Source organism: Streptomyces sp. NPDC054786, from assembly GCF_053611685.1.
In genome coordinates this window covers 186811-209325 of record NZ_JBSHAW010000007.1, presented here as the reverse complement: position 1 = coordinate 209325, position 22515 = coordinate 186811, and the positions used below count along the sequence as shown (strand labels likewise).

The 22515-nt window shown below is 68.1% G+C and carries 16 protein-coding genes and 5 pseudogenes; 7 read left to right on the top strand and 14 right to left on the bottom strand.

All coding sequences use genetic code 11. The features are described from left to right. The first annotated feature begins 228 nt into the window (after positions 1-228). Together ACWGI6_RS08995 and ACWGI6_RS08990 are read left to right on the top strand one after the other, a co-directional pair. Positions 229-387, top strand: a complete 159-nt coding sequence (locus ACWGI6_RS08995) for a hypothetical protein (protein WP_453266855.1) — start codon at positions 229-231, stop codon at positions 385-387. 388 nt (positions 388-775) lie between these two features. Continuing rightward, positions 776-1210, top strand: coding sequence for a hypothetical protein (locus ACWGI6_RS08990; protein ID WP_453266854.1), 435 nt, complete (start codon positions 776-778; stop codon positions 1208-1210). A 125-nt stretch (positions 1211-1335) separates the two neighbouring features. Here ACWGI6_RS08990 and ACWGI6_RS08985 read toward each other — a convergent pair whose 3' ends face one another. The 4 genes from ACWGI6_RS08985 to ACWGI6_RS08970 form a co-directional block, all read right to left on the bottom strand. Next, a complete protein-coding gene (locus tag ACWGI6_RS08985) occupies positions 1336-2286 on the bottom strand; it encodes an NAD(P)-dependent oxidoreductase (protein WP_453266853.1) in 951 nt (316 codons plus the stop codon). Positions 2287-2514: 228 nt separating this feature from the next. After that, the gene (locus ACWGI6_RS08980; protein WP_453266852.1) at positions 2515-3846 is read right to left on the bottom strand and encodes a multicopper oxidase family protein; all 1332 of its coding nucleotides are present in this window, start codon (positions 3844-3846) and stop codon (positions 2515-2517) included. Between the two features lie 904 nt (positions 3847-4750). Then, positions 4751-5365 carry a hypothetical protein gene (locus ACWGI6_RS08975; protein ID WP_453266851.1) on the bottom strand — a complete coding sequence of 205 codons (615 nt, stop codon included), beginning with the start codon at positions 5363-5365 and terminating at the stop codon, positions 4751-4753. A gap of 1094 nt (positions 5366-6459) precedes the next feature. Next, the gene (locus ACWGI6_RS08970; RefSeq protein ID WP_453266872.1) at positions 6460-7377 is read right to left on the bottom strand and encodes an endo-beta-N-acetylglucosaminidase H; all 918 of its coding nucleotides are present in this window, start codon (positions 7375-7377) and stop codon (positions 6460-6462) included. 596 nt (positions 7378-7973) lie between these two features. Here ACWGI6_RS08970 and ACWGI6_RS08965 point away from each other — a divergent pair. Together ACWGI6_RS08965 and ACWGI6_RS08960 are read left to right on the top strand one after the other, a co-directional pair. Continuing rightward, positions 7974-8102 (top strand): annotated as a pseudogene (locus ACWGI6_RS08965) (Lrp/AsnC ligand binding domain-containing protein); the annotation flags it as partial. A 48-nt stretch (positions 8103-8150) separates the two neighbouring features. Continuing rightward, a pseudogene (locus ACWGI6_RS08960) lies at positions 8151-8285 on the top strand (helix-turn-helix domain-containing protein); the annotation flags it as partial. Positions 8286-8654: 369 nt separating this feature from the next. Here the strand turns inward: ACWGI6_RS08960 and ACWGI6_RS08955 are convergent. The 4 genes and pseudogenes from ACWGI6_RS08955 to ACWGI6_RS08940 form a co-directional block, all read right to left on the bottom strand. Further along, a complete protein-coding gene (locus ACWGI6_RS08955) occupies positions 8655-9482 on the bottom strand; it encodes an SCO6745 family protein (protein ID WP_453266850.1) in 828 nt (275 codons plus the stop codon). Positions 9483-9755: 273 nt separating this feature from the next. Beyond that, on the bottom strand, positions 9756-10121 hold the full coding sequence (locus tag ACWGI6_RS08950; protein ID WP_453266849.1) for a hypothetical protein: 366 nt from the start codon (positions 10119-10121) through the stop codon (positions 9756-9758). A gap of 127 nt (positions 10122-10248) precedes the next feature. Next, entirely contained in the window at positions 10249-11010 is a 762-nt protein-coding gene (locus ACWGI6_RS08945; RefSeq protein WP_453266848.1) for a MerR family transcriptional regulator, read from the bottom strand. 173 nt (positions 11011-11183) lie between these two features. Next, a pseudogene (locus ACWGI6_RS08940) lies at positions 11184-11361 on the bottom strand (helix-turn-helix domain-containing protein); the annotation flags it as partial. Positions 11362-11753: 392 nt separating this feature from the next. Here ACWGI6_RS08940 and ACWGI6_RS08935 point away from each other — a divergent pair. Continuing rightward, positions 11754-12329, top strand: a complete 576-nt coding sequence (locus ACWGI6_RS08935; RefSeq protein ID WP_453266847.1) for a dihydrofolate reductase family protein — start codon at positions 11754-11756, stop codon at positions 12327-12329. Here ACWGI6_RS08935 and ACWGI6_RS08930 read toward each other — a convergent pair. After that, positions 12326-12655, bottom strand: coding sequence for a hypothetical protein (locus tag ACWGI6_RS08930; RefSeq protein WP_453266846.1), 330 nt, complete (start codon positions 12653-12655; stop codon positions 12326-12328). The two genes, ACWGI6_RS08935 and ACWGI6_RS08930, sit on opposite strands and share 4 nt — an antisense overlap. Positions 12656-12670: 15 nt before the next feature. After that, positions 12671-12931 (bottom strand): annotated as a pseudogene (locus ACWGI6_RS08925) (hypothetical protein); the annotation flags it as partial. Positions 12932-13467: 536 nt separating this feature from the next. On the opposite strand from ACWGI6_RS08925, the gene ACWGI6_RS08920 reads away from it, so the two are divergent. Continuing rightward, entirely contained in the window at positions 13468-14511 is a 1044-nt protein-coding gene (locus ACWGI6_RS08920) for a S66 family peptidase (RefSeq protein WP_453266845.1), read from the top strand. 181 nt (positions 14512-14692) lie between these two features. Here the strand turns inward: ACWGI6_RS08920 and ACWGI6_RS08915 are convergent, their stop codons facing one another. The 3 genes from ACWGI6_RS08915 to ACWGI6_RS08905 form a co-directional block, all read right to left on the bottom strand. Further along, complete coding sequence (locus ACWGI6_RS08915; RefSeq protein WP_453266844.1) at positions 14693-17473, bottom strand: AAA family ATPase; 2781 nt, start codon at positions 17471-17473, stop codon at positions 14693-14695. 72 nt (positions 17474-17545) lie between these two features. After that, the gene (locus tag ACWGI6_RS08910) at positions 17546-17704 is read right to left on the bottom strand and encodes a hypothetical protein (protein WP_453266843.1); all 159 of its coding nucleotides are present in this window, start codon (positions 17702-17704) and stop codon (positions 17546-17548) included. 1134 nt (positions 17705-18838) lie between these two features. Next, complete coding sequence (locus ACWGI6_RS08905; RefSeq protein ID WP_453266842.1) at positions 18839-19561, bottom strand: alpha/beta hydrolase; 723 nt, start codon at positions 19559-19561, stop codon at positions 18839-18841. Between the two features lie 458 nt (positions 19562-20019). Between ACWGI6_RS08905 and ACWGI6_RS08900 the strand changes: the two are divergent. Next, positions 20020-21619, top strand: a pseudogene (locus ACWGI6_RS08900) (ISL3 family transposase). 119 nt (positions 21620-21738) lie between these two features. Here the strand turns inward: ACWGI6_RS08900 and ACWGI6_RS08895 are convergent. Continuing rightward, positions 21739-22455, bottom strand: a complete 717-nt coding sequence (locus ACWGI6_RS08895; RefSeq protein ID WP_453266841.1) for an SDR family NAD(P)-dependent oxidoreductase — start codon at positions 22453-22455, stop codon at positions 21739-21741. Between the last annotated feature and the right edge of the window lie 60 nt (positions 22456-22515).

The window sequence follows — 22515 nt, the reverse complement described above, 5'->3', positions numbered from 1 at the left end:
GGAATCCGGCATGCTGACTACCAGAGCTCCACCACCTGGAGTTCCCGCGGTACAGCAGCAGGGACATCTGCCACTGACGATCATCACTGATCGTGACGATGAGTGGAGTCATCATCACCTGAATATGGGCGTGGTGGCACGATCTTGCGGTCATGCGGCGGCCTGGCGCCAGGGCTGGCCGGCCGGGGAGACAGTCGTACGACGTAGCGGGTGCCGAAGGCGTTCGCCATGGTGGAGAACTCAAGGGCCGGTGACGTCCAGCAGCTGCTCGCCGTCGAAGGCGGCTACCACGACCACGCGGTCGCTGCTTCACTCGTGGGCTATTCGGCCCACGGGGAGTCCAGGATGGTGCGTACGAAGTCCCCCCGCTCGAAGCCGGGCACGTAGTGTGCGAGGACGTCGGCTTTGACGTTGCCGAACGTGGTCTGTGGCCTGGGCCGAATCCCCTCGGTGAAAGCCTCCAGGATGCGCGGCTTGAAGCCGGGGCGCGGGTGCAGAGCCGACGACTGCGGCGAGGTACGCCTCGTCGACGTCGTGGTGGCCGATGCCGAGGACGTCAGCCGGGACGGAGTCGTCGACCACGAGGTCGGGGAGGTGACATCGGGGCTCAGCCACCTGGCTCTGCCGGCGTGCGGCCCCTGCAGGGACAGCATGAACTGTACGGAGCTGCCCGGCGCTGTCCATCCATCCGCCGGATACGGGGACATGGCAGCGGCAAGAGCGGCGTGACCACGCGCCCGTACCGGATACACGTGCTGCATCCGGAACGCACCGGATGCAGGAGTTCGATCACGTGGAAAAGCGCAAGGGAGCCGCCGCGGGCTGGGCCACGCAAATCGTGGGAGGGCTGTTGTGTCTGGCCGTATCCGCGATCCACGTCGTGGACCAGGGTGGTGTACCCGGTTCCAAGACCCCCACGTACATCGCTGCCCTCTATTGGGTCTTGGAAATCGTCGGCGTTGTTACCGCCGTGCTGCTCTTTGCGGGCCATGTCAGGCTTGGCTGGTTTCTCGCGATGGGCGTGGCCGCCGGTCCCATCGCGGGCTATGCGCTCTCGCGTGGACCGGGTCTGCCCGACTTCCGCAGCGATGTCGGAAACTGGACCGAACCTCTGGGGCTGGTCAGCCTCGCGGTCGAAGGTGTCCTGCTCTTCCTTTCGGCTACATGCTTCCTGCTCGGGCTGCGCGGCCCAACGCGCCACATGCCCTGAACGAACGGCATCTCGGCCACGAAGGCTGCCGGCGCATCCACGTCGCGGAGGAGCTGAGTCGAGTCGACAGGCGAGCGCACCGTCGGTCGGGCCGGCGGGCCGCACTGGTGGTGCCGGTCGGCAGGTCAGCTTTGCGGTGACAGACCGTCGTCCACTGGCACGTTCTGGGCTTCCAGCGTGATGCCGGAGTTCCTGGCCTGCTCAAGGATCAAGGAGGCGAAGTCCTCTTCGACATGCCCCGCACCGATGGCACCCGCGACGAGCTGAGCGGTGGCGGCGGCGAGCGGCATCGGGACCTCCAGCTCGCGGGCCGCGGACAGCCCCAGGTCGAAGTCCTTGCGCAGTAGCGGCGCGGTGAACGTCGGCGTGAAGTCCAGGTTGACCAGCGCGGGCGACTTGTAACGGGTGAAGGTGGAGCCCATCACGGAGTCGTTGAGGAATTCCAGGAAGGCGGCACGGCTGACACCGCCCTTCTCCGCCAGGATGGTGATCTCGGCGAGCGACTGGGTGACGACGCCGAGGAAGACGTTGTGCGCGATCTTGACGAGACGGGCGACTTCGCCCTCGCCGACGTAGGTCACCCCGCGCCCCAGCACTGCCAGCAACGGCTCAACCCGGCCGAACACCTCGGGTGAGCCGGAGACCGCGACCGTCAGTTTGCCCGCGGCGATCACCTTCGGGTTCCCGCTGACCGTGGCGGCCAGGAAGTCGGTTCCACGCCTGGCGGCTTTGTTCCGGATCAGCGCGGACGCCTGGGTGGACACCGTGGAGCAGTCGATCAGCACCTCCGGCGTGGCATCCGGCGGCGAGGTCAGCACGCCGCCCGACCCCGTGGTGACCGCCTCCAGGGCGGCCGAGGCGGTGACCATGGTGAAGACGACGTCCCGGTCGGCCAGATCAACCGGCCGGTCGGCGATCGTCGCTCCCCGTTCAGTCAGCGGTTCGGCCTTGGCGCGGGTCCTGTTGTAGACGGCTACGTCGTGCCCCGCATCCAGCAGCCGGGCCGCCAGTTGGAAGCCCATGCGGCCGACGCCGATCCAGCCGATACGCAGGCGGTCCTGGGCGGCAATCGTCATTTCCGTACCTCAATCCTGGAAGACGGCTCGACCGATGCGGCCCTGCAGCTGACCGACCGGACGCGGTGTACGACCGACGAAGAGCCGACGGGCGACGGCCAAGCCCTGTGGAGAATGCAAGGAAGTCCGGTGAGTGGGAGGGGCGGCCGACGGCGCCGCCACGGTCCGCGCATCCAGGGGCACGGAGGCAACCTGGGGCTGCCCGCCGGTAGCGCGGCCCAGGTCGGCTCAGGCATGCGGCCGAGCGTGGTGAGGAGGAATTGGTTCTTTACCGGCCCCGCCGGCTGGCTGGTCGCCGACGATCTCGAGAGTGGCCATCATGCCCGCATCCTCGTGATTGAGGATGTGGCAGTGCAGCACCGTCCTTCCGGTGTAGTCCGAGAATCGGATCCGGAGCACGGATTCCCCGCGGGGCGCAATGTCCACCGTGTCCCGCCAGCCGTAGAACCTCACCGGAACGCCGTTCTCGCTCATCACCTGGAAGTCATCGGTATGCGTATGGAACGAGTGCACTTCGTCGGTATGGTTCTGGACCGTCCACTCCTCGACGGTGTTCAGCTTCGCCGTGAAGTCCGTGCGGTTCATGTCGAATTGCCTGCCGTTGATGAAGAACTGAGTCCCTGCCGGATTCTCGGTATACGTGATCGTCTTCCGAGCGGCGATCCTGGCCTTGGACAGGTCCTTCGTCGGCGCGAAGGCGGTGGGAATCTTCACCGGGGCCATTGTCTTGCCCTGCGAGACAACCGTGGCGAGGGTTGCCCGGGGGAACTGGTTGCCGGCCGTACCCGTGTTGTACGGGAGCGTCTGCAGCTCGGACGTACCGGGCGGGCCGCCTTCCACCAGCACGTCGAAGCGCGCCGCGGCCGGGATGACGATCGATTTCGCGGAATAGATCGTGTTGACGGGATTCGCGTCCCTGGCGATCACGTGGAACTTCCGGCCGGGCAGCGCCACCTTGTAGAAGATGTTGGCGCCGATGTTCGCGATCCGCCAGAGCTGAACCTCGCCTGGCCGGATATCGATGACGGGGTTCAGCTGGCCGTTGACCGTGCGATTCGTGGATCCGCCGATCTTGAGACCCTCGGTCTTGACCTGATCACCCTGGACCTGGAAGTCCTTGAGCGCAATGACCCGCTCCCTGATGCCCTGCAGTGATTTCGGCAGGTACTTCTTCAGCCCGTCGACGATGATGAGGCCGGACATGCCCCCGGCCGTCTGAGGGCCACTCTGCGTGTGTGGGTGCGGGTGATACCAGTAAGTCCCCGCGGCGAGGTTGCTCGGGAACTGGTACGCGTAGTGATACGTCTGCCCGGGCTCGATCGCGACGAAGATGTTGTCGGAATTGCCGCTCGGTGAAACATGCAGGCCGTGAACATGCAGGTTCGTCACCTTGTCGATGTTGTTCACCACGGCCAGCTCCATCCGATCCCCGGGTTTGATGCGCAGGGTCGGCGGCATGTACTGCCCGTTATAGGTCAGGGCCCACAGCTTTCGGCCGGCGAGCTCCACCTTTTTGCGCTCCACCACGATCCGCGTGCGCAGCAACCCGTCCTGGCTCACCACTTCCTCGGGGTTCCGCAGCGCATTTCCCGGCCGGGCCGAGGCCCATGACGAGGAAGCCGACGGAGAGGATACCGGGGCGTGCTCCGCACCCGAAGTGCCACAGCCCGAGACAAGGGCGAGAACGGCGAGGAGCGCCCCGGCAAAGGACTTTCTCCCCTGGGAATGAAGCCGCATCACTTTCCTCCGATGTGACGTAGCGCCAGGAATGCGGCCAGATCGCTCCCCAGCCGAAATTGGTACCTTTCGGCTCATCCTGGCGCGAGAGTCCCGCCAACCGGACCCACGACCCGCTGCCGAAGGGAACGGCCGACCCGAACAGCGTCAGGCCGGGCCAAGCGCACGAAGCAAGCGGGGGCATTTATGGGCACCAGGGCGGGATTCGAACCTGCGTCCACACCGTCCTGGGCCGGGGCCGGGCTCGCCGCTCGGCTGCCCCTGTGGGCCCCGCTTCACCAGTGGACGTCCTCGATGATCTCTTGCAGAAGCGGCTGACAGGTCGCTGTCGAGCGCCGCCGCCCTGCTACTGCTCCGGTGACTTCGTACGGCCGGGACCGGAACGACGGCCCGCATACGGACTACGACGGCGGCTTCCTCAGGTAGTCGACGGCGGCGAGGTCGTCACGGTCATGGCCGGCCGCGACGGTTGCTTCCAGGCGGTCTCGCACGGCCTGCAGCAGAGGGCTGGGGGCTGCGGGTGAAGCACACTGATCCACTTCGCCCCTGGGCGCCGCGGCCACCGTGGTGTCGTTGGTGCCGCAGGACGAGGACATGGCCGAGACCGCCATGCGCAACGCGCCGGCCACCCGGTCCAACACGGTCAGGCCGTTTGATGAGGGAGTTGGAACAGCCTCGTAAATCTGAGACCTCAGCCGTGGTGCGGGGCGCCATCGTGGCTGCGGTCCTACCAGCCGGTCAGGTCCACGAGGAGATCACAGTGCGGGTCGTCCGGGGCCGGCTGGTGGCGCTCCTCTTCCCTGACGAGGGAGGGAAGCGAAGCGATCAGCGCGGTGAGCATGTCGGCCAGGTGGATGTCGGCGCCGATGATGCCGTCGCCGCCGGGATGCTGCACGTACAGGCGCAGTCGGCTGTCACCCCTCATCAGGAAGCCGATCAGGAAGGGGTTCTCGTCATCGCCGGGGTCGGACAGGGCGCGCAGAATACTGAGCGCCTGGCCCTCTTCGGGTTCGGGCGCGGGGGTGATGTCCTCCGGGTTGAGGCGGATGAGGGTCATCCCCATGGTCTTGCTGATGTCGTCGCTGCTGTAGAGCTGGGTCCCGGCCAGGGTGGTGCGCAGGATGCCGGGGATGTAGGCGGGGGCCACGGCGTCGTAGGGGATCTCGTAGAGGAAAGTGGCGCCGACCTCGTCGTCGTCCCCGGCGTGGATGGCGATCCGTACGGCGCCAGGGGCGGGCAGGACGCCACGCAGGTGGCAGCCCTCGGCGATGGGTGCGTTCAGGTAGTCCAACAGCAGACGGCTGATGGACGCCTGCTGCTCTCGGTCTTCGGGGTGCGTCACTCGTTCATCCATGCGGGGCACTTGTTGTTGGCTTGGTTGCGGCAGAACGCGTTGACAACGCCGATCGTCTGCCCCTTGCCGGCGTCGTACTTCTTGTCCTTGGTCTTGCGGGCGTACTGGACGATGACCTTGAAGTGGACCTCCTGGGCCCCGGGGCCTGTCTTGACGGCGACGCCGTCGTATTCCAGTCGCCCCTGATGGTCGTTGTGGTCGACTTTTCCATGGATAGCGGCGGTGAGGGTCTTACAGACGCGGATGTTGTGGCGGTAGGTGAAGTGATTCCAGCCGAGGTGGGGGTTGCCTCACCGGGTCACTATGTGGCGCCCTTCGGGGTCCGTGGCCTTGCAATGAACGTTCTTGTTCCAGGTCGGTCCGGCTGCGGCCTGGGCCGTGTGTACGGTGCCGGACAGCAGAGACGCGGTGGTCAGCGCGATGCCGCCCGACCCTCTCCACCCCGGCCCTCCGCATGGCGCCCAACCCTCGGGTCATCTTGAGCAGGTAGCGGTATCCGGCCGCGGTGGCTGAGAACCCGGGTGCCGACCCTTGTCCCCAGCAAGGAGAGCACGGCGGCGACATGAGCGTCCCGGTGCGTGTCCACTCCAAGAACCACCTCTCCCGTGGCCGGCGACGGCGGGCAGCGGAGCGGGGGACATACTGGTCATGCTCGTCCACCTCCCGACCCGATGGCACATCGCGTCGCCGGCACCGGACCGCGCGGGCGGTCAGAACTGTGGCAACGTCGGGCTGGTCGGCAAGCCCCTATCGGGACACACCCGCCCGGCCCGGCACCGGCACCGGCACCGACACCGACACCGACACCGACACCGCACCATCCCCGGCCACCATCGGCACAGCGTGAGCAAGACACCCCGGTCAGCGCGCTGTCAGCTCTCCTGAGTCAGGGCCCCGGCCCGGGACAGCACTTACCCATGGTCGCAGCACAGCAGCCGCGTCGCGGGGGCGCACGAAAGTGAATGGTCAACCCGCGCCGCGCCCCCCGACATCGTTGTCGAAAGCGCGGCCTGCACGGATCACAGCCCTATGGGATGCGGCAAGCCCCGAGGGAGCGCCGCGCACTGGGGCGTGCGGTCACCCTACGGCGTGTAGACGGCGTCACTGCCGTACAGCTCCCTGGTGAACGCGGAGACATCGGCGCTGCGGTCGGCGCCGTCGAGGTTGTACGTCAGATAGACGCCGTACCCCTCGCTGACGGTGCGGCGGGCGAGGTCGGCGACCGTGCTCTGCGAGGTTCGGCCGATCTCGACGGCCGCCGGCGACAGCTTCGACTTGGGCAGTGCGATGCCGGGGACCTGCCAGGTGCCGTAGTACGGGTTCCAGGCGTAGTCGAACTTGGACGAGACGTCGACGCCGCCGTAAGAGAGACGCGACGCGGACGGGCCGATATTGTAGAGGCTGATGATCTTGCCCGGCATGTTCGCGCGCAGCGCCGTCACCAGGTACACGAACGAGCTGTCGTTGGGCTGGCCGGTGCCGTTGTTGCCGTACTCGGCGTACTCGTCGTCGAAGTCGATGCCGTCGAGGCCGTACTTGGCCACGATGTCCGACAGTTGTTTCGCGAACGCCGAAGCCGCTTGCTGTGAAGGGAAGTTGGCGAAGCCCGCGCCCTGGTGGTTGCCGAGCACCGAGAGGACGACCTTGATGCCCTTCTGCTGCAGCGGCCGTATCTCCGTGGCGGCGTTGTCGAGGACGCGCTGCACGTTCTCGTTGAAGTACAGATGCGCCGCCTTCGTGCCCGTGTCGTAGTTGATGTTCGCCGCGAAGATCACGGCAACGTCGAAGACGTTGCCGCCGCCGTTGGCAAGGGTGTACTTGCCGACGTTCAGCATGCTGTTGTTGTTCACCTCGACGTACGCCACCGAGGTCGGCCCCTGTTTCGCGGGTGCGGGAACCGCTGCTGCGCCGGTCGTGGCGGTCGCGCCGAAGGCAAGAGCCGCGACGGCCGAGAGCGCGAGCGCGGCCATCCGCACTCTGCTCCGTACCAGAGTGAACATCATTGATCGGTCTCCCATCGCATAGGTCGGCGCCCGACCTGTCCGAAAGCGCCGAGTGAGTCCTCCGAGTTTTCCGCTCCCGTGACCGAATCCCGAGAGTCATGCCCGAACTCTTCACAGCCCCCACGCACGTCGCGCCACAACCCGACTTCTGGGCAACGGAGTTGGTGCGTCCCGATCACGGTCGACATGTGCCTCCGCCCTGGCCGACCACCGACGACGGCGACGGCGACGCGAGGAACCCACACGCGCCAGAGAACAACGCGCCACCATGTAGCCAACGTCCGGGTCCGGGTCCGGCTCCCTGACCCCGTCGTGGGCATTCGCTAGGACCTCCTCCGCGCGCAGCAGAGCCCGCGCCGCCTCCAGGCTGCAGCCATTCGCGGCGAGGGTCCGCGCCTGCACCGCACCGAGGAGCGCTCGCTCGCGTGGGGTGGCAGCCGCGTACCGCTCGCCGTGCACTGAAGTCTGCCGCGTTCGCGCAGGGGGAACCCGAAGCAATGGGATGATCTTGATGTGGCTGGTGTGATCACCGCGTCGGAGTCGTCCTGGATAGGCCCTTCACCGGGTTGAGCCCGCGGTACTTCGCGAAGCTCGTGACGGGCGAGGTGCTGGACGTGTTCGTGGTGTCCGGGAAAAACGAATTCCAGGTGCTGGTGACCGTGCAGGACGCACAGCACCTGGAGGACTTCGTCCTGGACCACATTGAGCAGAACCCGTCGGTCGCCGATCTGCATGCCTGGCCGCCGCTACGAGACACCACCGCGACCGTCGCCACAGTGGCCACAGTGGCCAAGAACGTCGGATACCAGGACCCCTTCGCCTTCAGCGTCGCCTTCAAGCGTTGCCGCAACTCCACCCCATCGAGCTGGCGTCGCACGAGCCAAGCCGCTAACGCCACAGCGTAACCACGGCCGTGTCACGAACGTCGCGCCCCGCAACACCCAGCGGGTCGGCGTCGGTGGCCGGCTCGTGGCGGATGCCGGGCCGGACCACGACCGCGACGAGATCGCACGCTCGTCGACGACGAGGCGGTGCCAGCACCCCCGGGGGGACCACAATCGCGGTGCCGGGACCTGGCTCAACGAGCGCTCGGGTCCGCTCCGTGTGGCGGCACGCAGCTACAGGCGGGCCCGGCGGTGCCCAGGCCGACCAACTCGTCAGCATCGGGATGCGGCCAGGAAGTCGACGGTCGGTCGAGCACCTCGGGCGCGAACACCGGGCCGGGAATTCGCCGTACCGGACGGCGGACTCCTCGTCCCGTCAGTCGCTGCTCGTCACTGCGACCCCGCGGCCACCAGCGTCGCGGTGATGGGTTCGAGCTCGGCGGCCAGCTCGTCGAGCTCGGCGGGAGACAGGGCGTCGTACGGCGGGGCGGCGAGCTCGTCGGTAAGGGCTTCGATGCGTTGCTTGGCCTCGCGGCCGGCGTCGGTGAACCGGCCGTCGGTGTCGACGAGCCCGCGCTCGCGCAAGCCGTCCATGACCGCGGCCAGCCGCTCCTTCGGCAGGTGATGGACGCGCCCGAACGACTCCGGCGGGTGGATGCCCTGCGCCAGCGCGTCGAGCAGGTGGGCCTCCGTGCCGCCGATGCGCGCGCCGACGAGAGCGGCGACGTGCCCGTCACATCGGTGCTCGCGCAGCATGGTCGCGGAATGCCACAGGCGGGCGACCGGGTCGCTCGGCACCGGAAGGGTGCGCATCCCGGCGTACATCACCCGACCTTCTGTGGGCGCGTTCGTCGCGGCTTTGGTGGTCAGGTCGGCGGCGCGCACCAGGCCCGGGGAGTCGGCCAGCTCGTCGCCGAGGATCCGCCGTACGGAGGCCGCGCTGCCCCGCTCCCGCGCGGCGACGGACGCCTCGGGCGGGATCGTCTCCCACGCGCTCGGGATGTGCCGCTCGGCCTCCCCCTCGGCGAAGCTGTAGAAGGCGGCGTGCACGACCCGCGCCGGCACCCGCCCCAGCGGCGCGGCGCGGCTGGCGAAGTAGCCGTCCCAGTAGGTGCGGTGGCCGAGCGCGGCCAGTTCCTCGTTGCACTCGTCGGCGAAGTAGGTGACCAGGCAGATCGGCTCTAGCAGCTCGAACATGCGGCGGGCGGTGTGAGTCATGGCCTCCATCATGCCTGCGGTGACGCCCCGTGGAGCAGTATGGGCCGCTAGTGCTCTGACCGGGATGGTTCACCGCGTAGGGCGGTGAACCATTGAGCGACAGGGTTGGGTGTGGATCCTCAGCTTGAGTGCATGGGCGATTGAGCTGTGGGCGATTCTGCCCACGGCGAGGATCGGTTCCCACACCGGTGCTTGGTCGGGCAGAGTCGATGTGGTACCGCCGCGCTCGTCCCGTCCAGCGTCGCCGACGCGACCGGGGCTGCTGGGCTGGGGTCAGCGTGGGTGGAGTTGCCCTGCGGCGGCGGGGACGTCGAGGACGAAGATGTGGCCGATGTCCGCGTCTGGGTAGCCGTAGTCGACGTTTTTCACCCTGAGCTGTTGCGGGGTGGCTTCGACGATCTGGACGGCGACGGGGTCCGGGCGGCCGGGCAGGGACAACATCCAGTCCTGGGCCAGGTAGCTCAGCCCCATGCGGTCCAGGCACTGGCGGGCGTGATGCTCTTTGGTGGGTGCGCCGAGCGGGTGGCCGAAGACGGTGACCGGGGTGAACACAAGCGGGTTGTCGTCGACCGGGCGCAGGTAGCCGAGGAGTTCGTTGTCCTCGCGGCGGTGGTGGCGGGCCCAGTGGGCGGGGATCACGGCGGTGCTCCAATGGGTATGCGGCGATGCCGCATCGCGCGGACGGGGCACAGCCAGGCGGTGGATCAGATCGGGTGGACGATGCCCGGGGCTGGAGGTCTGCAGCCCTCCAGCAGCCGGTGGCCGGTCAGCTCAGGCGGGCGTCCGCGTAGGCGGCCATCGCGTCCCGCTGGTAGGCGGCGAGCCCGACAGCGACCTGGTCGTAGGCCGCGCGCCACTGCACATCGTCGACATAGGTCTGCCCGAGGGCCTTGAACGCGGCCGCGTTCGGGGTCCACATCCAGCAGATGCCCCGGTAGTGGGCATCGACCTCGGCCTGCACCGCCGGGTCGGTCACCGGCGTGCCGGATGCCGCGAACTCGGCCATGCGGACCATCGCCGCGGTCGCCTCCCGCTGCAGCCGCGCCTGGTCCTCATCGGTGAGGGTGCCGGCGAACTGCCTCGACTGCTCCCCCTCGTGGGGCCACTGCTCGCGGGCGGCCGCCTCGTGTCGGGCGGCATCGAAGCCCTCGAACAGGTTCTCCGGCATGCTGATCTTCGTCATGTCGTGGATGTCCTTGTCTTGTTCAAGTGCGGCGATGGTGCGGCCGACTGTGGCGGCCAGCACATCCAGCCGCTCCCGCTCCGCCAGCAGCCTCCTGTGGTGCTCCCGCAGTGCGGCCACCTGGTCGACCTGGCGCTCCAGGACCGCTGCGATCTCACGCAGTCCCAGACCGAGTTCCCGGAGCAGCAGGATCTGCTGCAGCCGCAGCAGCTCTGCCTCCTCGTAGTAGCGGTGGCCGTTGCTGCCGATGTACGCGGGAGCAAGCAGCCCGATCTCGTCGTAGTGCCGCAGCGTCCGGGACGTCACCCCGGACATCCGGGCCACGTCCGCAATGGACCAGGCCATAGCCGTGCCTCTCATCGCCGGGCCGGTCTCTCCGGCCACACCAATGACCGTAGGAGTTGACGCAGCGGAAAGCGCAAGCAGGCCCCGGCACGCATCACGCTCAGTAAGCACGACGGGCCCGCCGCTCGCATGAACCAATGATCACCAACAGCCGCTGTTCGAACCACCTACTGCCGGGCCCTCTTAGGCAGGCAGTCGGCGAGCTTGCGGATCGACCAGTGGGTGAAAGGGCTGGCCCAGCGTGGTCGGACGTGTAGTGGCCGTCTGGACGACGAAGCCCTCGTCGTCGGGACTGAGCAGCCGGGGACGACCTCCCGCCCAGCGAGGGTCCAAAGCGGCCAGGCCGATCTCTTCGTGAACCAGGCCGGCCAACTCACCGCAAGGGCTCTCGCCCTTGTTCTTGTCGGGCTGGTCACCGGGCAGTCCCTCCTCGCGCTCCTCGGCCGGTGAGAGGCTGAACAACGCCGCGGGCCTGGTTCGCCGAACGCGACCGGGCCCGGGGAGTCTCGACTGCGGATCAGGCCGCTCACCGCATCTGGTACAAGCGGCTTCGGTTCTGACGCTGCGGGAGGCTCCGGCTGCGGAGCAGCTCTTGCAGCGGCTAAGTGTGTCGTGAAAGATCGCCGCCCTCCGTGATGATCTTCGTGTGGGGCGGGGAAATCTGAGGGGATCGCGCGAGCCGTGATGAGTCCTGCGTCGGCCGGCGGTCGTAGTGTCGAACCTGTTCCCGAGGAGGACTTCAGATGCGCAGCGTGACCTACTCGATGGGCGTCTCCCTTGACGGCTACATCGTCGGGCCGAACGGCGACTTCGACTGGACGGTGCCCGACGAGGAGGTGTTTCGCTTCGTCACCGACGAGATCCGAGAGACCGGCGTCCACCTGTTGGGACGACGGCTGTACGAGACGATGCTGTACTGGGAGACCGCCGATCAGGATCCCACGCTCGACGACTCCATGCTCGAGTGGGCCGCGATCTGGAAGCCGCTCCCAAAGGTGGTGTTCTCCACCACGCTGTCGACGGTGCAGGGCAATGCCCGCCTGGCCTCCGGCGGCCTGGCGGAGGAGATCGAGCGGTTGCGAGCCGAGCCGGGGGATGGCGACATCGCGATCGGCGGCGCGACTCTCGCCGCCGAGGCGGCCGCATTGGGTCTGATCGACGAGTACCGGGCCAGGGTCTACCCGGTGCTGGTTGGCGGTGGCATTCCGTTCTTTCCCCAGCGCGAGCGCCGGGTAGATCTCGAACTCGTCGAGACCCGCACCTTCAGCTCAAGAGTCGTCTACCTCCGCTACCGCGTGGCGCGCCAGGCCCTACTTTAGAAGTTGCTGATGTGCTGGGTCGGCAGTCCGGGAATGTCGCGGGCGGCCATCCAGATCGTGAGATCGCGGGCAATCCGCCCGATGCTGGTCTCGGTGGCGACGTCGTGTTCGCGGCGGATGCTGTCGCGGCAGACGACTTCGTAGCCGCCTTCGTCCAGGGTCGCGACGGAGGTGAACCAGGCCGGGTCGTCTTCGTCGGGCTGAATGACGACGAAGGTGTTGTCCGAGTCGTTGAGGTCGTCGATCAGCATGAACAGCACGTCCTCTGACGGGCCGTCGATGTGGTCGCCGTTCTCGCTGCCGGCGCGGGAGTACGCAGCCCCCATCGCCCCTGTCTCCCCTCACCCCGCTGACCTGACCGCGGCCAAGATGACATGCGGGGCTGACGCTTCCGGCAGGTCACAGCATTCGTTGATCGCGGCGATGAGAACAGTGGCCTCGAAGCGGACTGCCAGTTCGTCGAACCGGGTGGCCACGGCGCGGTTGCGCTTCAGCCGGTTGATGCCGCACTCGACTGCGTGCCGGGCCTTGTAGTCCTCACGGTCGAAGGCCGGAGGCCGTCCGTCGGCCGTTCCCCGGCGTCTGCGGTGGCGGGCCTGATCGATTCATGTTGATGGTTCCTCAAATCACAGGCTGCTCGGTCTGGTGTCCGCAACCAGCGTTGTGCTGGTGCTGTTCAGGCTGGGCCCAGGAGTGTCCGGCCTGGCGGAGCATCTGCACGACGGCAGCATTTCCAGCGCCGGCCCGCAGAGCGAGTAGGCCACGCAGCGGTGTGGGTCGGGGGGCTACGGGCTTGTGGGCTGGAGTACGGACGTTGGCAGTCCCGGTCGTTCCGGCCTTTTCCTGATCCTGCATGGGAATCCTTCGTCTGGCGCGCGACTTGTCGACTTTCCTGGATACACGGCGGATGACGGCGGGTGCCAGGCATGCGCGGGCAGAGTGGACTGGCCGCAAGGGCATGTCGACCCCGCCGGAGGGCTGCAGGTGCGGCCTGAGCCCGAGATCAGGCCCATCGCAAGGGTGATGCTGTTCCGTCACTCCGCGACACAGGGTTGAGAGGGGAAGGACCGAACTCGTTCGCGACGAGCCCCGGAATATCCGCTGTGGCGACAGGTCCACCGGCTCCTATGATCAGCGGATGACGGATCCTCTCTACCCGGCGAAGCCCCGCTCCGGAGACCTGGTCGCGGTGCTGTCCCCCTCATCCGGTCTGCCCGGTGTCCTTCCTCTGCCGTACGAACTGGGGCTACGCAGGCTTCAGGATGACTTCGGGTTGAAGGCCATGGAGTATCCGACGACTCGGAAGATGGGCTCGACGCCCGAAGAGCGGGCTGCGGACATCCACGCGGCCTTCGCGAACCCCGACATCAAGGCCGTGATCGCCAGCATCGGCGGCGATGACCAGATCACCGTCCTGCCCCACCTTGACCGCAGCCTTCTCCGCGCCAACCCCAAGCCTTTCTTCGGCTACAGCGACAACACCAACCTGCTGCTCTTCCTGCGGAACCTGGGCATTGTCGGGTATCACGGCGCCACAGTGATGGTCGAGCTCGGGCGCCCCGGCGCGATGCACCCACTGACCGCCGACTCACTCAGGGCGGCGTTGTTCACCTCCGGCGAGTACGAACTCACTGCGGCGAGCGCCTACGGGGACATCAACCGTCCCTGGCAAGACCTCCGCACCTTCGAGTCCGAACCGGAGATGGAACCCGCTGACGGCTGGTCCTGGCACAACAGCGACCGGGTGGTCGAAGGGATCAGCTGGGGCGGCGAATTGGAGATCATCTCCTGGCTGCTGATGGCCGACCGAGCAGTACTGCCGGTCGACGCCTACGCCGGTAACGTGCTCTTCCTCGAGACATCCGAAGAGATGCCGCGCGCCGAACAGGTCTACCGGATCCTTCGGAACATGGGCGAACGCGGTCTACTCCAGCAGTTCCCCGCGCTACTGATGGGCAGGGCCAAGAGCTGGTCGTTCGAGAACCAGCTCAGCACCCCGGAGAAGGCGCACTTCCGCCGGCAACAACGAGAAGCCGTCCTGCGGGCCCTCCAGCAGTACGCCCCCGACACCATGGTGGTGTTCGATGTTGACCTTGGCCACACCGACCCTCAACTCGTCATCCCCGTCGGAGGACGAATCCGGGTAGACGGCCCGGCGCGTCGGATCACAGTCACCTATTGAGCCAGTTCCCCACCTACACGGAGCGTCGGCCCTGGGCTGGCCGCCTCATTCGACGGTGTGCTCGATCTGGCGGACCGCCGGAGTGCGTTCGCGGACCCGCTCGAGGCGGGCATAGGGGGAGCGGGCTGCCAGCAGCTTCCTGGTCTCCTTGCGGTACATGGCCTCACCCGCTTCTGACCACCTACGTGTCCCGACCACTGACCAGAGATCCGCACGCCGCGTCGCCCCCGGTCAAGGCCGTGCTCAGGGCGCTGCGCCGTCGGATGCCCAACTTGCGGTAGCTGTGCGTCAGATGGGTCTCCACGGTACGGCGGGCCAGATGCAGCAGATCCCCGATCTCCGCGTTGGTGCGTCCCCCCGCGGCCAGTTCGGCGATACGGCGCTCGCTGTCGGTGAGCGAGGCGGCACCGGTCCGCGTCGCCGGGCGGCGCGCGCCGCCCGCCCGCAGCGCCTCCTCCGCCAGGTCCCGCAGCCGTATCGCGCCCAGGCGTTCGGCGAGCCCGGCCGCCTCCCGCAGGATGCCGCGGGCGCGGGACGACTCCCCCGACGCGGTCAACTGACGGCCCAGGGCCAGCAGCGCCGCCACGAGCTCCGGTCCTGCCGGGCCGCCACGCAGCAGCCGTACCGCCTCCTGGGCCAGGTCCAGACCCCGGCGCCCGCCGGTCGCGGTGCCGAGGACACGCAGTGCCCGGCCCACCGTGCGGGGCGTGTTCCACACCCGGGCCAGGCGCAGCTCCTCCTCGGCCAGGGCGAGCGCCTCCCGTGGGACGCCCAGGGCCAGATGGCACTCGGCGGCGGCCGTGCGCCACGGGGTGACGACCGGGCTGAACACCTCCCGGGCCGACTGGCGGCGCCCGCACTCCAGGAAGTCGTGCAGGGCCCCCGCCAGGTCACCGTTCGCGGCGCGCAGCTTCCCGCGCGCGTACAGGAACCGGTTCAGCTCCCAGGACTCCGGCGCCGTCCGCAAGTCGAAGGCCTCGGCCAGGCGTTCGGCCTCGGCGACGCGGCCCGTCTCCACGAGTGCCGTCAGCGCGTGGGCATGGGCGTTGGTCGGGGTCGCGGCGGCGGGCGGCGGGTCGGCCAGGAGGCGCGTGTAGTCGGCCCGTGCCGCGACGATGTCGATGCGGGTGTTGAGCAGCGCCTCGTGCATGGGGTGCAGGACGTCGGGGCGCTGCCCGGTCAGACCGCGCTCCACCAGCCATTCGGCCTCGTCGAGTTCGTCGGCCCACTGAGCGACCGCGGCGGCCGTCCCCAGCAGGTACGGCTCGGACAGCGGGTCGGCCGGTTCCGCCAGCAGACCGCGCAGGCGCAGCATCGCCTCCCGCGCCGAGCTCAGACCTGCCATGACCGCGTACTTCACCAGGAACGCGTGACCGGCCGTGCTGATGGACTCCGGCGAGCGCTCGGCCACCTCGGCCAGCCGCTTGTATGCCTCCTGCCGCACCAGCTGTTCCTTGTCGGACAGTTGCAGAAACGCCTGCCGCAGGATGCGCACCAGGTCGGGACGGTCGGCGAGCGTGTCGTACAGCGAGCGCAGCACCTCGACCCCCGCGCGGGTCCTGCCCCGGCCGGTGAGCGCCGTCCCCAGGGCGACCGCGGCGCGCACCCGTTCCTGCGGCGGCCCCGGCAGCCGCAGCGCCTCGGTGAGCCTCAGGATCGCGGCCGAGGAGCCGGGCACCGCGTACTCCAGTGAGCCCAGTTCGGTCAGCAGGCGTTGTCTGCCCTCGTCGGAGAGGGGTTCGTCCAGAGCGCGGCGCAGGAAAGCCACCGCGTCCTCGATGTGCCCCTCACGCAACGCCAGTGAAGCGGCGTCCTGAAGCACCGGCAGTGCCCAGGGCGCGTCCACCACGTCGGTGAGCAGCAGTTGACGGGCGACAAGCTCGCTGGAGACACCGCGGCGCACCATCGCCTCGGCGGTCGTCCGGTGCGCGGCGCGCCGCCGGGCCGCGGGCACGCCGGTGAGCATCTCGTCCCGCAGCAGCGGATGGGCGTAGCGGGCGCGGCCCATGCCGTCGGGGCGCAGCAGTCCGAGGCCGGTCATCGCGGTGATCCAGCCCGCGACCCGGGCCGGGTCGGCGCCGGAGAGTTCGGCGAGGAGTGAGGGGATGTGGAGGGCGGGGAACCCCGCACTGGGGGCGGGTCCGTGGTCCCAGCCCTCGTCCAGGATCGCCAGCGTCCGCGCCACCTCCGCGGTACCCGGCCCGGCGCAGTCCAGCCACCACTGCACGGCCGCCGAAAACGCTCCCGGGTACAGCGCGGCCGAGGTGTCCGGCACGACCGGGTGACGACCGTCGGAGAGGTCGTCCAGCAGGGCGCGCAGCAGCAGGGGGTTGCCCGCGCCGGCCCGTACGCAGTCCTCGATCCAGGAGTCGTCGGCGTCGGGGAAGGCCGAACGGACCGATGCCACCGCCGAGTTGTCGGACAGCGGGGTCAGGGTGTGGGTGGTGACCAGGGCGGGGGAAAGGCTGTGGGCGAGGCCCTGTGCGGGCGGGTCGACGTCGTACTGGCTGCGCTCGGTGGCCGCCAGGACGATCGGCAGCCGGTCCATGAGCCGGGCGGAGTCCACCAGCCAGCGGCGGGACGCCGGGTCGGCCAGGTGCACATCGTCCACGGTGATCAGCAGCGGCGACCGCTCGGCGTACGAGCGCAGCACCCGTCGCAGCCCCGCGCCGGTCGCCCGTTCATCGCCGTCCCATGCCGGATCGGGGAACTCGGGTACGAGGCAGAGGAGTTGAAGGATTGCGGCGAAGGGGATCGCGGAGTCGCCGGCGGAGCAGCGAGCGCGCAGCACCTGCATACCGTGGGCGGCGGCGTACTCGGCGGCGGCCTCCAGGACCGTGGTGCGGCCCGTGCCGGTGGCACCGCGCAGCAGGACCAGCCGACCGGTGCCCGCATGAGCGCGCTCGGTCGCGGTGGTCAGCAGCCGTGCCGCTTCCTGTAGTGCACTTGCCGGTCGGGACATGCCTGCCTCCTTGTGTGGACGTGCGCGTCCTCACTCACGAGGACGGAGTGGGCCGGACATCGGTGGCGTGACCTACACCGTGAGAAGAACCACCATGGTCGCGCACCTGAGCGACGGAACCGGGATGTCGCTTCCGCCCTCACGTTCCCACTGTCGTGGTTCCGGCCGGCCGATCTCGTGGTCCATGTGGTGGTACTCCACGTTGTGGTACTGCTCGATTGCGCTGGTCACGAGCGTCACATGAGGGTGAACAGCTCCGATGGCGTCAGCCGAGGTACTGGTTACGTCTGTCGTACCTCGCGACGGCGTGGACAAAGCGCCCAAAGGGCGAACACCGAATCAACACCGCGGTGTTGGCCAGTCTGATTCCCGGAGAGGTGCTTGCCGCCACCGAACTGCTCGGCCCTCTCGGCGCCCTGGGCCTCTCGCCCCTGGCCGAACCTCAAGCACCAGCGGCGCACGGTCCCGTAGGAGACGGTCACGCCGCGCCGCAAGGGTCTGTGCGGATGCCGCATCCAGCCACTGCGCATCGTCCACCAAGCACAGCAGCGGCCGTTCCTCGGAGACCTCGGCCAGCAGACCCACCAGCACGCCGCTGCGCCTCGACCGCACGTCCGCGAGTAGCCGTTCGATCGCCTTACGCTCGGCGAGCCGGCCTAGAAGCATCGTTTGGTTCTCCTGTGGGCACCGGCTGACGCTCGGCCGGGCCGATACCCCGTCTGCGTCCCTCTCACGCTCGGCCAACCGAAGCCTGGCGATTCCGTTCCCTTAGGCAATTCGTCGCCTATGCGAAGGCATCTGCCGGACCTGGCCCTTCAGCGCTGGACAGAGGTGACGAGACCCTGCCCCGGCCGCGTGGACGGTCCGGACACCCGCGTGCCGGGCGCGGTCCAGCAGTGCGACAGCGCTCAAGATTTACGTTCGCATTGTATCCGTCGGCGAGTGACCGCTTACGAGGTCGTTCGGCAATCCGGACACGCCGTCAGCCCCTCCAAAAGCAGTTTCCCACCTCGCCTGTCGATCTTCGTGGATCAGGCCGCGGCTCCCGCAGGCCCGGAAGCCGGGGGCCGGGGGCCGGGGGCCGGGGGGAAAGTACGTGAGCGACTCCGACAACGCGGCGAGGTGCGGTGGCCAGCCGCGGCGCCGGCTTTATTCACGAGGACCGACAGCACCCGTACACGAGATTGGGCAGCACGCGAAGCTCTGCCAAAATCGCACAGTTCGTGGCTCAGGGCACCGCGGGCCTCTGCCTGGTTGGCAGAAGCCCGCGGTGCAGAGAGCTGAGGAGAGCCGGGGACCTGTCCTCGACGAGCGGCATCCTGGCCGACACCGCCTACCCTCTGCTGTCGGCCTGGCGGCCCGCCCTCACTTCAGGTGCCGGCCGAAGAACCGGTCCCCGTCCTCCCGCTCGAACCACGGGGTGCCGAGGTGCCCGCCCAGATTGGCGTGCAGCGTCTTCTCCTTGCTGCCGAAGGCGTCGAACAGGTCCAGGGCGCGTTGCCGGGGGTTCCCTTCGTCGTCCCACTGCAGCAGGAGCAGCAGGGGAATGGTGACCTGCCGGGCCTCCTCGCGCTGGGCGCGGGGCACGTAACCCCCGGCGAAGAAACCGGCGGCCGCGATGCGCGGCTCGACCGCCGCCAGCCGAATGCCGAGGGCGGTCCACCCCGAGTACCCGACCGGCCCGCCGATCTCGGGCAGCGCAAGGAGGGCGTCCAGAGTGGTCCGCCATTCCGGGACCGCCTTTTCGACCAGCGGGCCGATGAAGGACTCGAAGATCTCGTCGACCGGCTCGCCGGCCGCCATCGCCCGGCGGAGGTCGGCGCGAGCCTGCTCATCGGCGGCGGAACGGGGCCGGTCACCGCACCCGGCGGCGTCGATGGAGGCCACCGCGTAGCCGTACGCCGCGGACAGCCGGGCCCGGGCCACCAGCCGGGATTCTCCCTTGGGCAGGCCGTTGTTGTGGGCCATCAGGATCAGCGGAGCCGGTGCGGCGGGTGCAGGCGTCCACAGGGTGCCGGGGATCTCGCCGAGGGTGAATTCGCGTTCGAGGACGCCGTCGTCGAGGCGCTGTTCGGAAGTGAATTGCATGGTCGTGCCTTTCGGGAGTGCTCTTGAACGGCGCTCCCGGACGACCTATCGCCCGACCGTGACCCCGGAGGGGAGCACCCATGTCGATACAGCGTTCACGGGTACCACCTCCTCGTTCTCTCGCACGGCCGCCGGAAAGCTAGCAGTGGCCGCCGTGGCCCTGCAACGGGTTTTTGCGGAGGCTCCCTGGCCGGATGCCACGGAGCCGATACGCAAAGCTACTTGGGCCTCATCTCGGCTTCCCGAGGTGAGGCCCTGTGACGGCGCGGCGCGCTGGGGGCGCTGTCGTTACTCGTGAACATCGAACACGACGCGCCGCCGACGCCTCCCAATCTCGGGTTCTGGATCAATTCCTGTGGAGCGCGCACTCTGTGTGACTGTTGATCTTGGTGGTTGCTCTGAGGAGGTCGCCCGAAAACAGCCGTCCCAGACCATGTCGTGGCTGACAGTTCTGGGCCGTGAACGAGGTCATGCTCCGCTTGGAGGAGCTGCTGTTCCTGTCGGGTCCAGAGGTCGCGGTGGTGTCGGCGGAAGAACATGGCGAGGCGATTCGTATTGGGATCCGATGCCGGGCACCCGGCGCCCTGTGTCCGGGCTGTGGAGCCTGGTCGAGCCGGGTGCACGGCTCCTATCTGCGGTTTCCTGCTGATCTGCCCAGCGCGGGACGGCGCGTCGTGCCGTGTCTGCACGTCCGGCGGTTCGCCTGCGCGGATCCCTCGTGCGAACGCCGGACGTTCGCCGAGCAGGTCCCGGGGCTTACCCGTCGATACAGCCGGTGGACCGAACGGCTGCGGTCGGCACTGGCCGAGGTCGGCCTCGCGCTCGCCGGTCGGGCCGGCGCCCGCATCGCAGATGTCTTCGGGATCACGGTCAGCCGCAGCACCGTGCTGCGGCTGGTCGACGCCCTCCCAGAGCCGCAGCCACGGACTCCGCGGGTAGTTGGCGTCGACGAATACGCGATGCGCAAGGGCCGGGTCTATGGGACCGTGCTGGTCGACGTCGAGACAGGCCGGCCAGTGGACCTGTTGCCTGACCGCGAATCGGCGACGCTCGCTGCCTGGCTCAGCGAACGTCCGGGGATCGAGGTGATCTGCCGCGACCGTGCCCCGTTCTTCGCCGAAGGCGCCAGAGCAAGGGCGCCGACGGCTCTCCAGGTCGCCGACCGCTTTCACCTATGGCGCTACCTTGGCGAGGCCGCCGAGCGATGTGTATCGCAGCATCGGACCTGCCTGCCCGCATCGTTCACCCTGCGACGTCCCGAGTCCACCAAGGCGCCTCAGACCGCAGCTGGATCGACCACATCACCGTGGCCAACAGGGCACCGGTTCGCCGACCGCACCCGCGAGAAACATGCAACCGTCCACAGGTTGCTGGACGAGGGCCACAGCAGGCGAGCTATCGGCCGCGAGCTCCACATGACCCACCGGACGGTCAAACGCCTCGCCGACGCCGCAGCCCCGGAAGACATCTTTCAAGGTCAATGGCAGAACCGGCCCACGAAGCTCGACGACTTCAAGCCCTACCTGCACGAACGTTGGGCCGGGGGCTGCACGAACGCATGGACCCTCTGGGAGGAGATCAAGGCTCATGGATACGCAGGCGGATACGGAACCGTGCGTGCTTATCTTCGCCCCTTCCGCGGATCTACACCGACGGACGCTCGCCCACCAACCCCTCGGACGGTCACCAAGTGGATCCTGACCCGCCCCGATGCTCTCCAGGAGAATGACCGGCTCAAACTCAAGTCCGTCCTGGTGCATTGCCCTGAACTGGACGCTCTGACCAGGCATGTCCGTGCCTTCGCCCAGATTCTCACCCAGCTCCAGGGCGACCGACTCCTCGAACGGATCACGGCGGTCCGCGCCGACGACTTGCCCAGCATGCACACCTTCGTCAACGGACTTGTAACGTGATCTCGATGCTGTCATCGCGGGCCTCACCCTGCCCTGGAGCTCGGGAATCGTGGAAGGCCATGTCAACCGCATCAAAATGATCAAGCGTCAAATGTACGGCAGGGCCGGCTTCTCTCTCCTCCGGAAACGCGTCCTCCTGGCGTGAAGCGTGCGCGGAGGCGTGTTCGGCCATAGAAATTAATCCAGAACCTCAGCTTCCGTGGGGCGAGTCGATGGCCCCGCTGATGCGAATCGCCCAATCAGACTCGCCCGGAGCGTCACGCGCTACCAGCAGATCTCTCCCGTGGAGTCGAAAAGCCGCCCGCTCGGCCCACTCACCGATAGGGCAAGCTGCACGATCGTTCCGGCACTCTGCGTAGCAGTGCTGGTGCCCGTGTGTCCGTTCAACGCGGTTGCGGTGAAGCCCGGGTCGACGGCGTTGATCAGAAACCTCGGCAACGCACGGGCGTACTGGTAAGTCAGCATATTGAGGGCCGTCTTTGATACGGGGTAGACCAGTCCCTGCAGTCGTGACTCCATGCGCTGCGGGTCGTCGTTGACCGCGAACGATCCCCGGCCGCTGGTCACATTGACGATGCGCGGGTGCTCCGCCTTGCGCATCAGCGGCAGCAGGGCGTGGGTCGTGCGGACCGCGCCCAGCAGGTTCACGTCCATGACAGCCGTGAAATCGTGGGCGGTGGTTTCCTCTACCGTGGGACGGCTGCCGCCGGTCCCAGCATTGTTGACCAGCACGTCGATTCTGCCGAACTGCTCGCCGATCTTGCGCGCCACAGCATCGACCTGCGACTGGTCCGTCACGTCGAGTTGAACGAACCGCACATCCGCTCCGTCACTCGACAGCTCATGCGCGGCCGCGTGACCCCGTTCATGATCTCGCGCGCCGAGATAGACGACCATCCCCTCGGCGGCCAGCAGTCGGGCGACTTCCCGCCCGATCCCTTGGTTGGCACCTGTCACCACGGCTATGTCCGCACTGGTCATAGCTCAGCATGATCCCCCGATAAAGGCGCCACGTCCATCCAGGCCATGGTTCGGTCAGGC

Excerpts from the sequence above, each read along its gene's own strand:
- ACWGI6_RS08995 (WP_453266855.1), top strand. The coding sequence starts at position 229 with ATGGTGGAGAACTCAAGGGCCGGTGACGTCCAGCAGCTGCTCGCCGTC.
- ACWGI6_RS08990 (WP_453266854.1), top strand. The coding sequence starts at position 776 with ATGCAGGAGTTCGATCACGTGGAAAAGCGCAAGGGAGCCGCCGCGGGC.
- ACWGI6_RS08985 (WP_453266853.1), bottom strand. The coding sequence starts at position 2,286 with ATGACGATTGCCGCCCAGGACCGCCTGCGTATCGGCTGGATCGGCGTC.
- ACWGI6_RS08970 (WP_453266872.1), bottom strand. The coding sequence starts at position 7,377 with ATGTTCACTCTGGTACGGAGCAGAGTGCGGATGGCCGCGCTCGCGCTC.
- ACWGI6_RS08955 (WP_453266850.1), bottom strand. The coding sequence starts at position 9,482 with ATGACTCACACCGCCCGCCGCATGTTCGAGCTGCTAGAGCCGATCTGC.
- ACWGI6_RS08945 (WP_453266848.1), bottom strand. The coding sequence starts at position 11,010 with ATGGCCTGGTCCATTGCGGACGTGGCCCGGATGTCCGGGGTGACGTCC.
- ACWGI6_RS08935 (WP_453266847.1), top strand. The coding sequence starts at position 11,754 with ATGCGCAGCGTGACCTACTCGATGGGCGTCTCCCTTGACGGCTACATC.
- ACWGI6_RS08930 (WP_453266846.1), bottom strand. The coding sequence starts at position 12,655 with ATGGGGGCTGCGTACTCCCGCGCCGGCAGCGAGAACGGCGACCACATC.
- ACWGI6_RS08920 (WP_453266845.1), top strand. The coding sequence starts at position 13,468 with ATGACGGATCCTCTCTACCCGGCGAAGCCCCGCTCCGGAGACCTGGTC.
- ACWGI6_RS08915 (WP_453266844.1), bottom strand. The coding sequence starts at position 17,473 with ATGTCCCGACCGGCAAGTGCACTACAGGAAGCGGCACGGCTGCTGACC.
- ACWGI6_RS08905 (WP_453266842.1), bottom strand. The coding sequence starts at position 19,561 with ATGCAATTCACTTCCGAACAGCGCCTCGACGACGGCGTCCTCGAACGC.
- ACWGI6_RS08895 (WP_453266841.1), bottom strand. The coding sequence starts at position 22,455 with ATGACCAGTGCGGACATAGCCGTGGTGACAGGTGCCAACCAAGGGATC.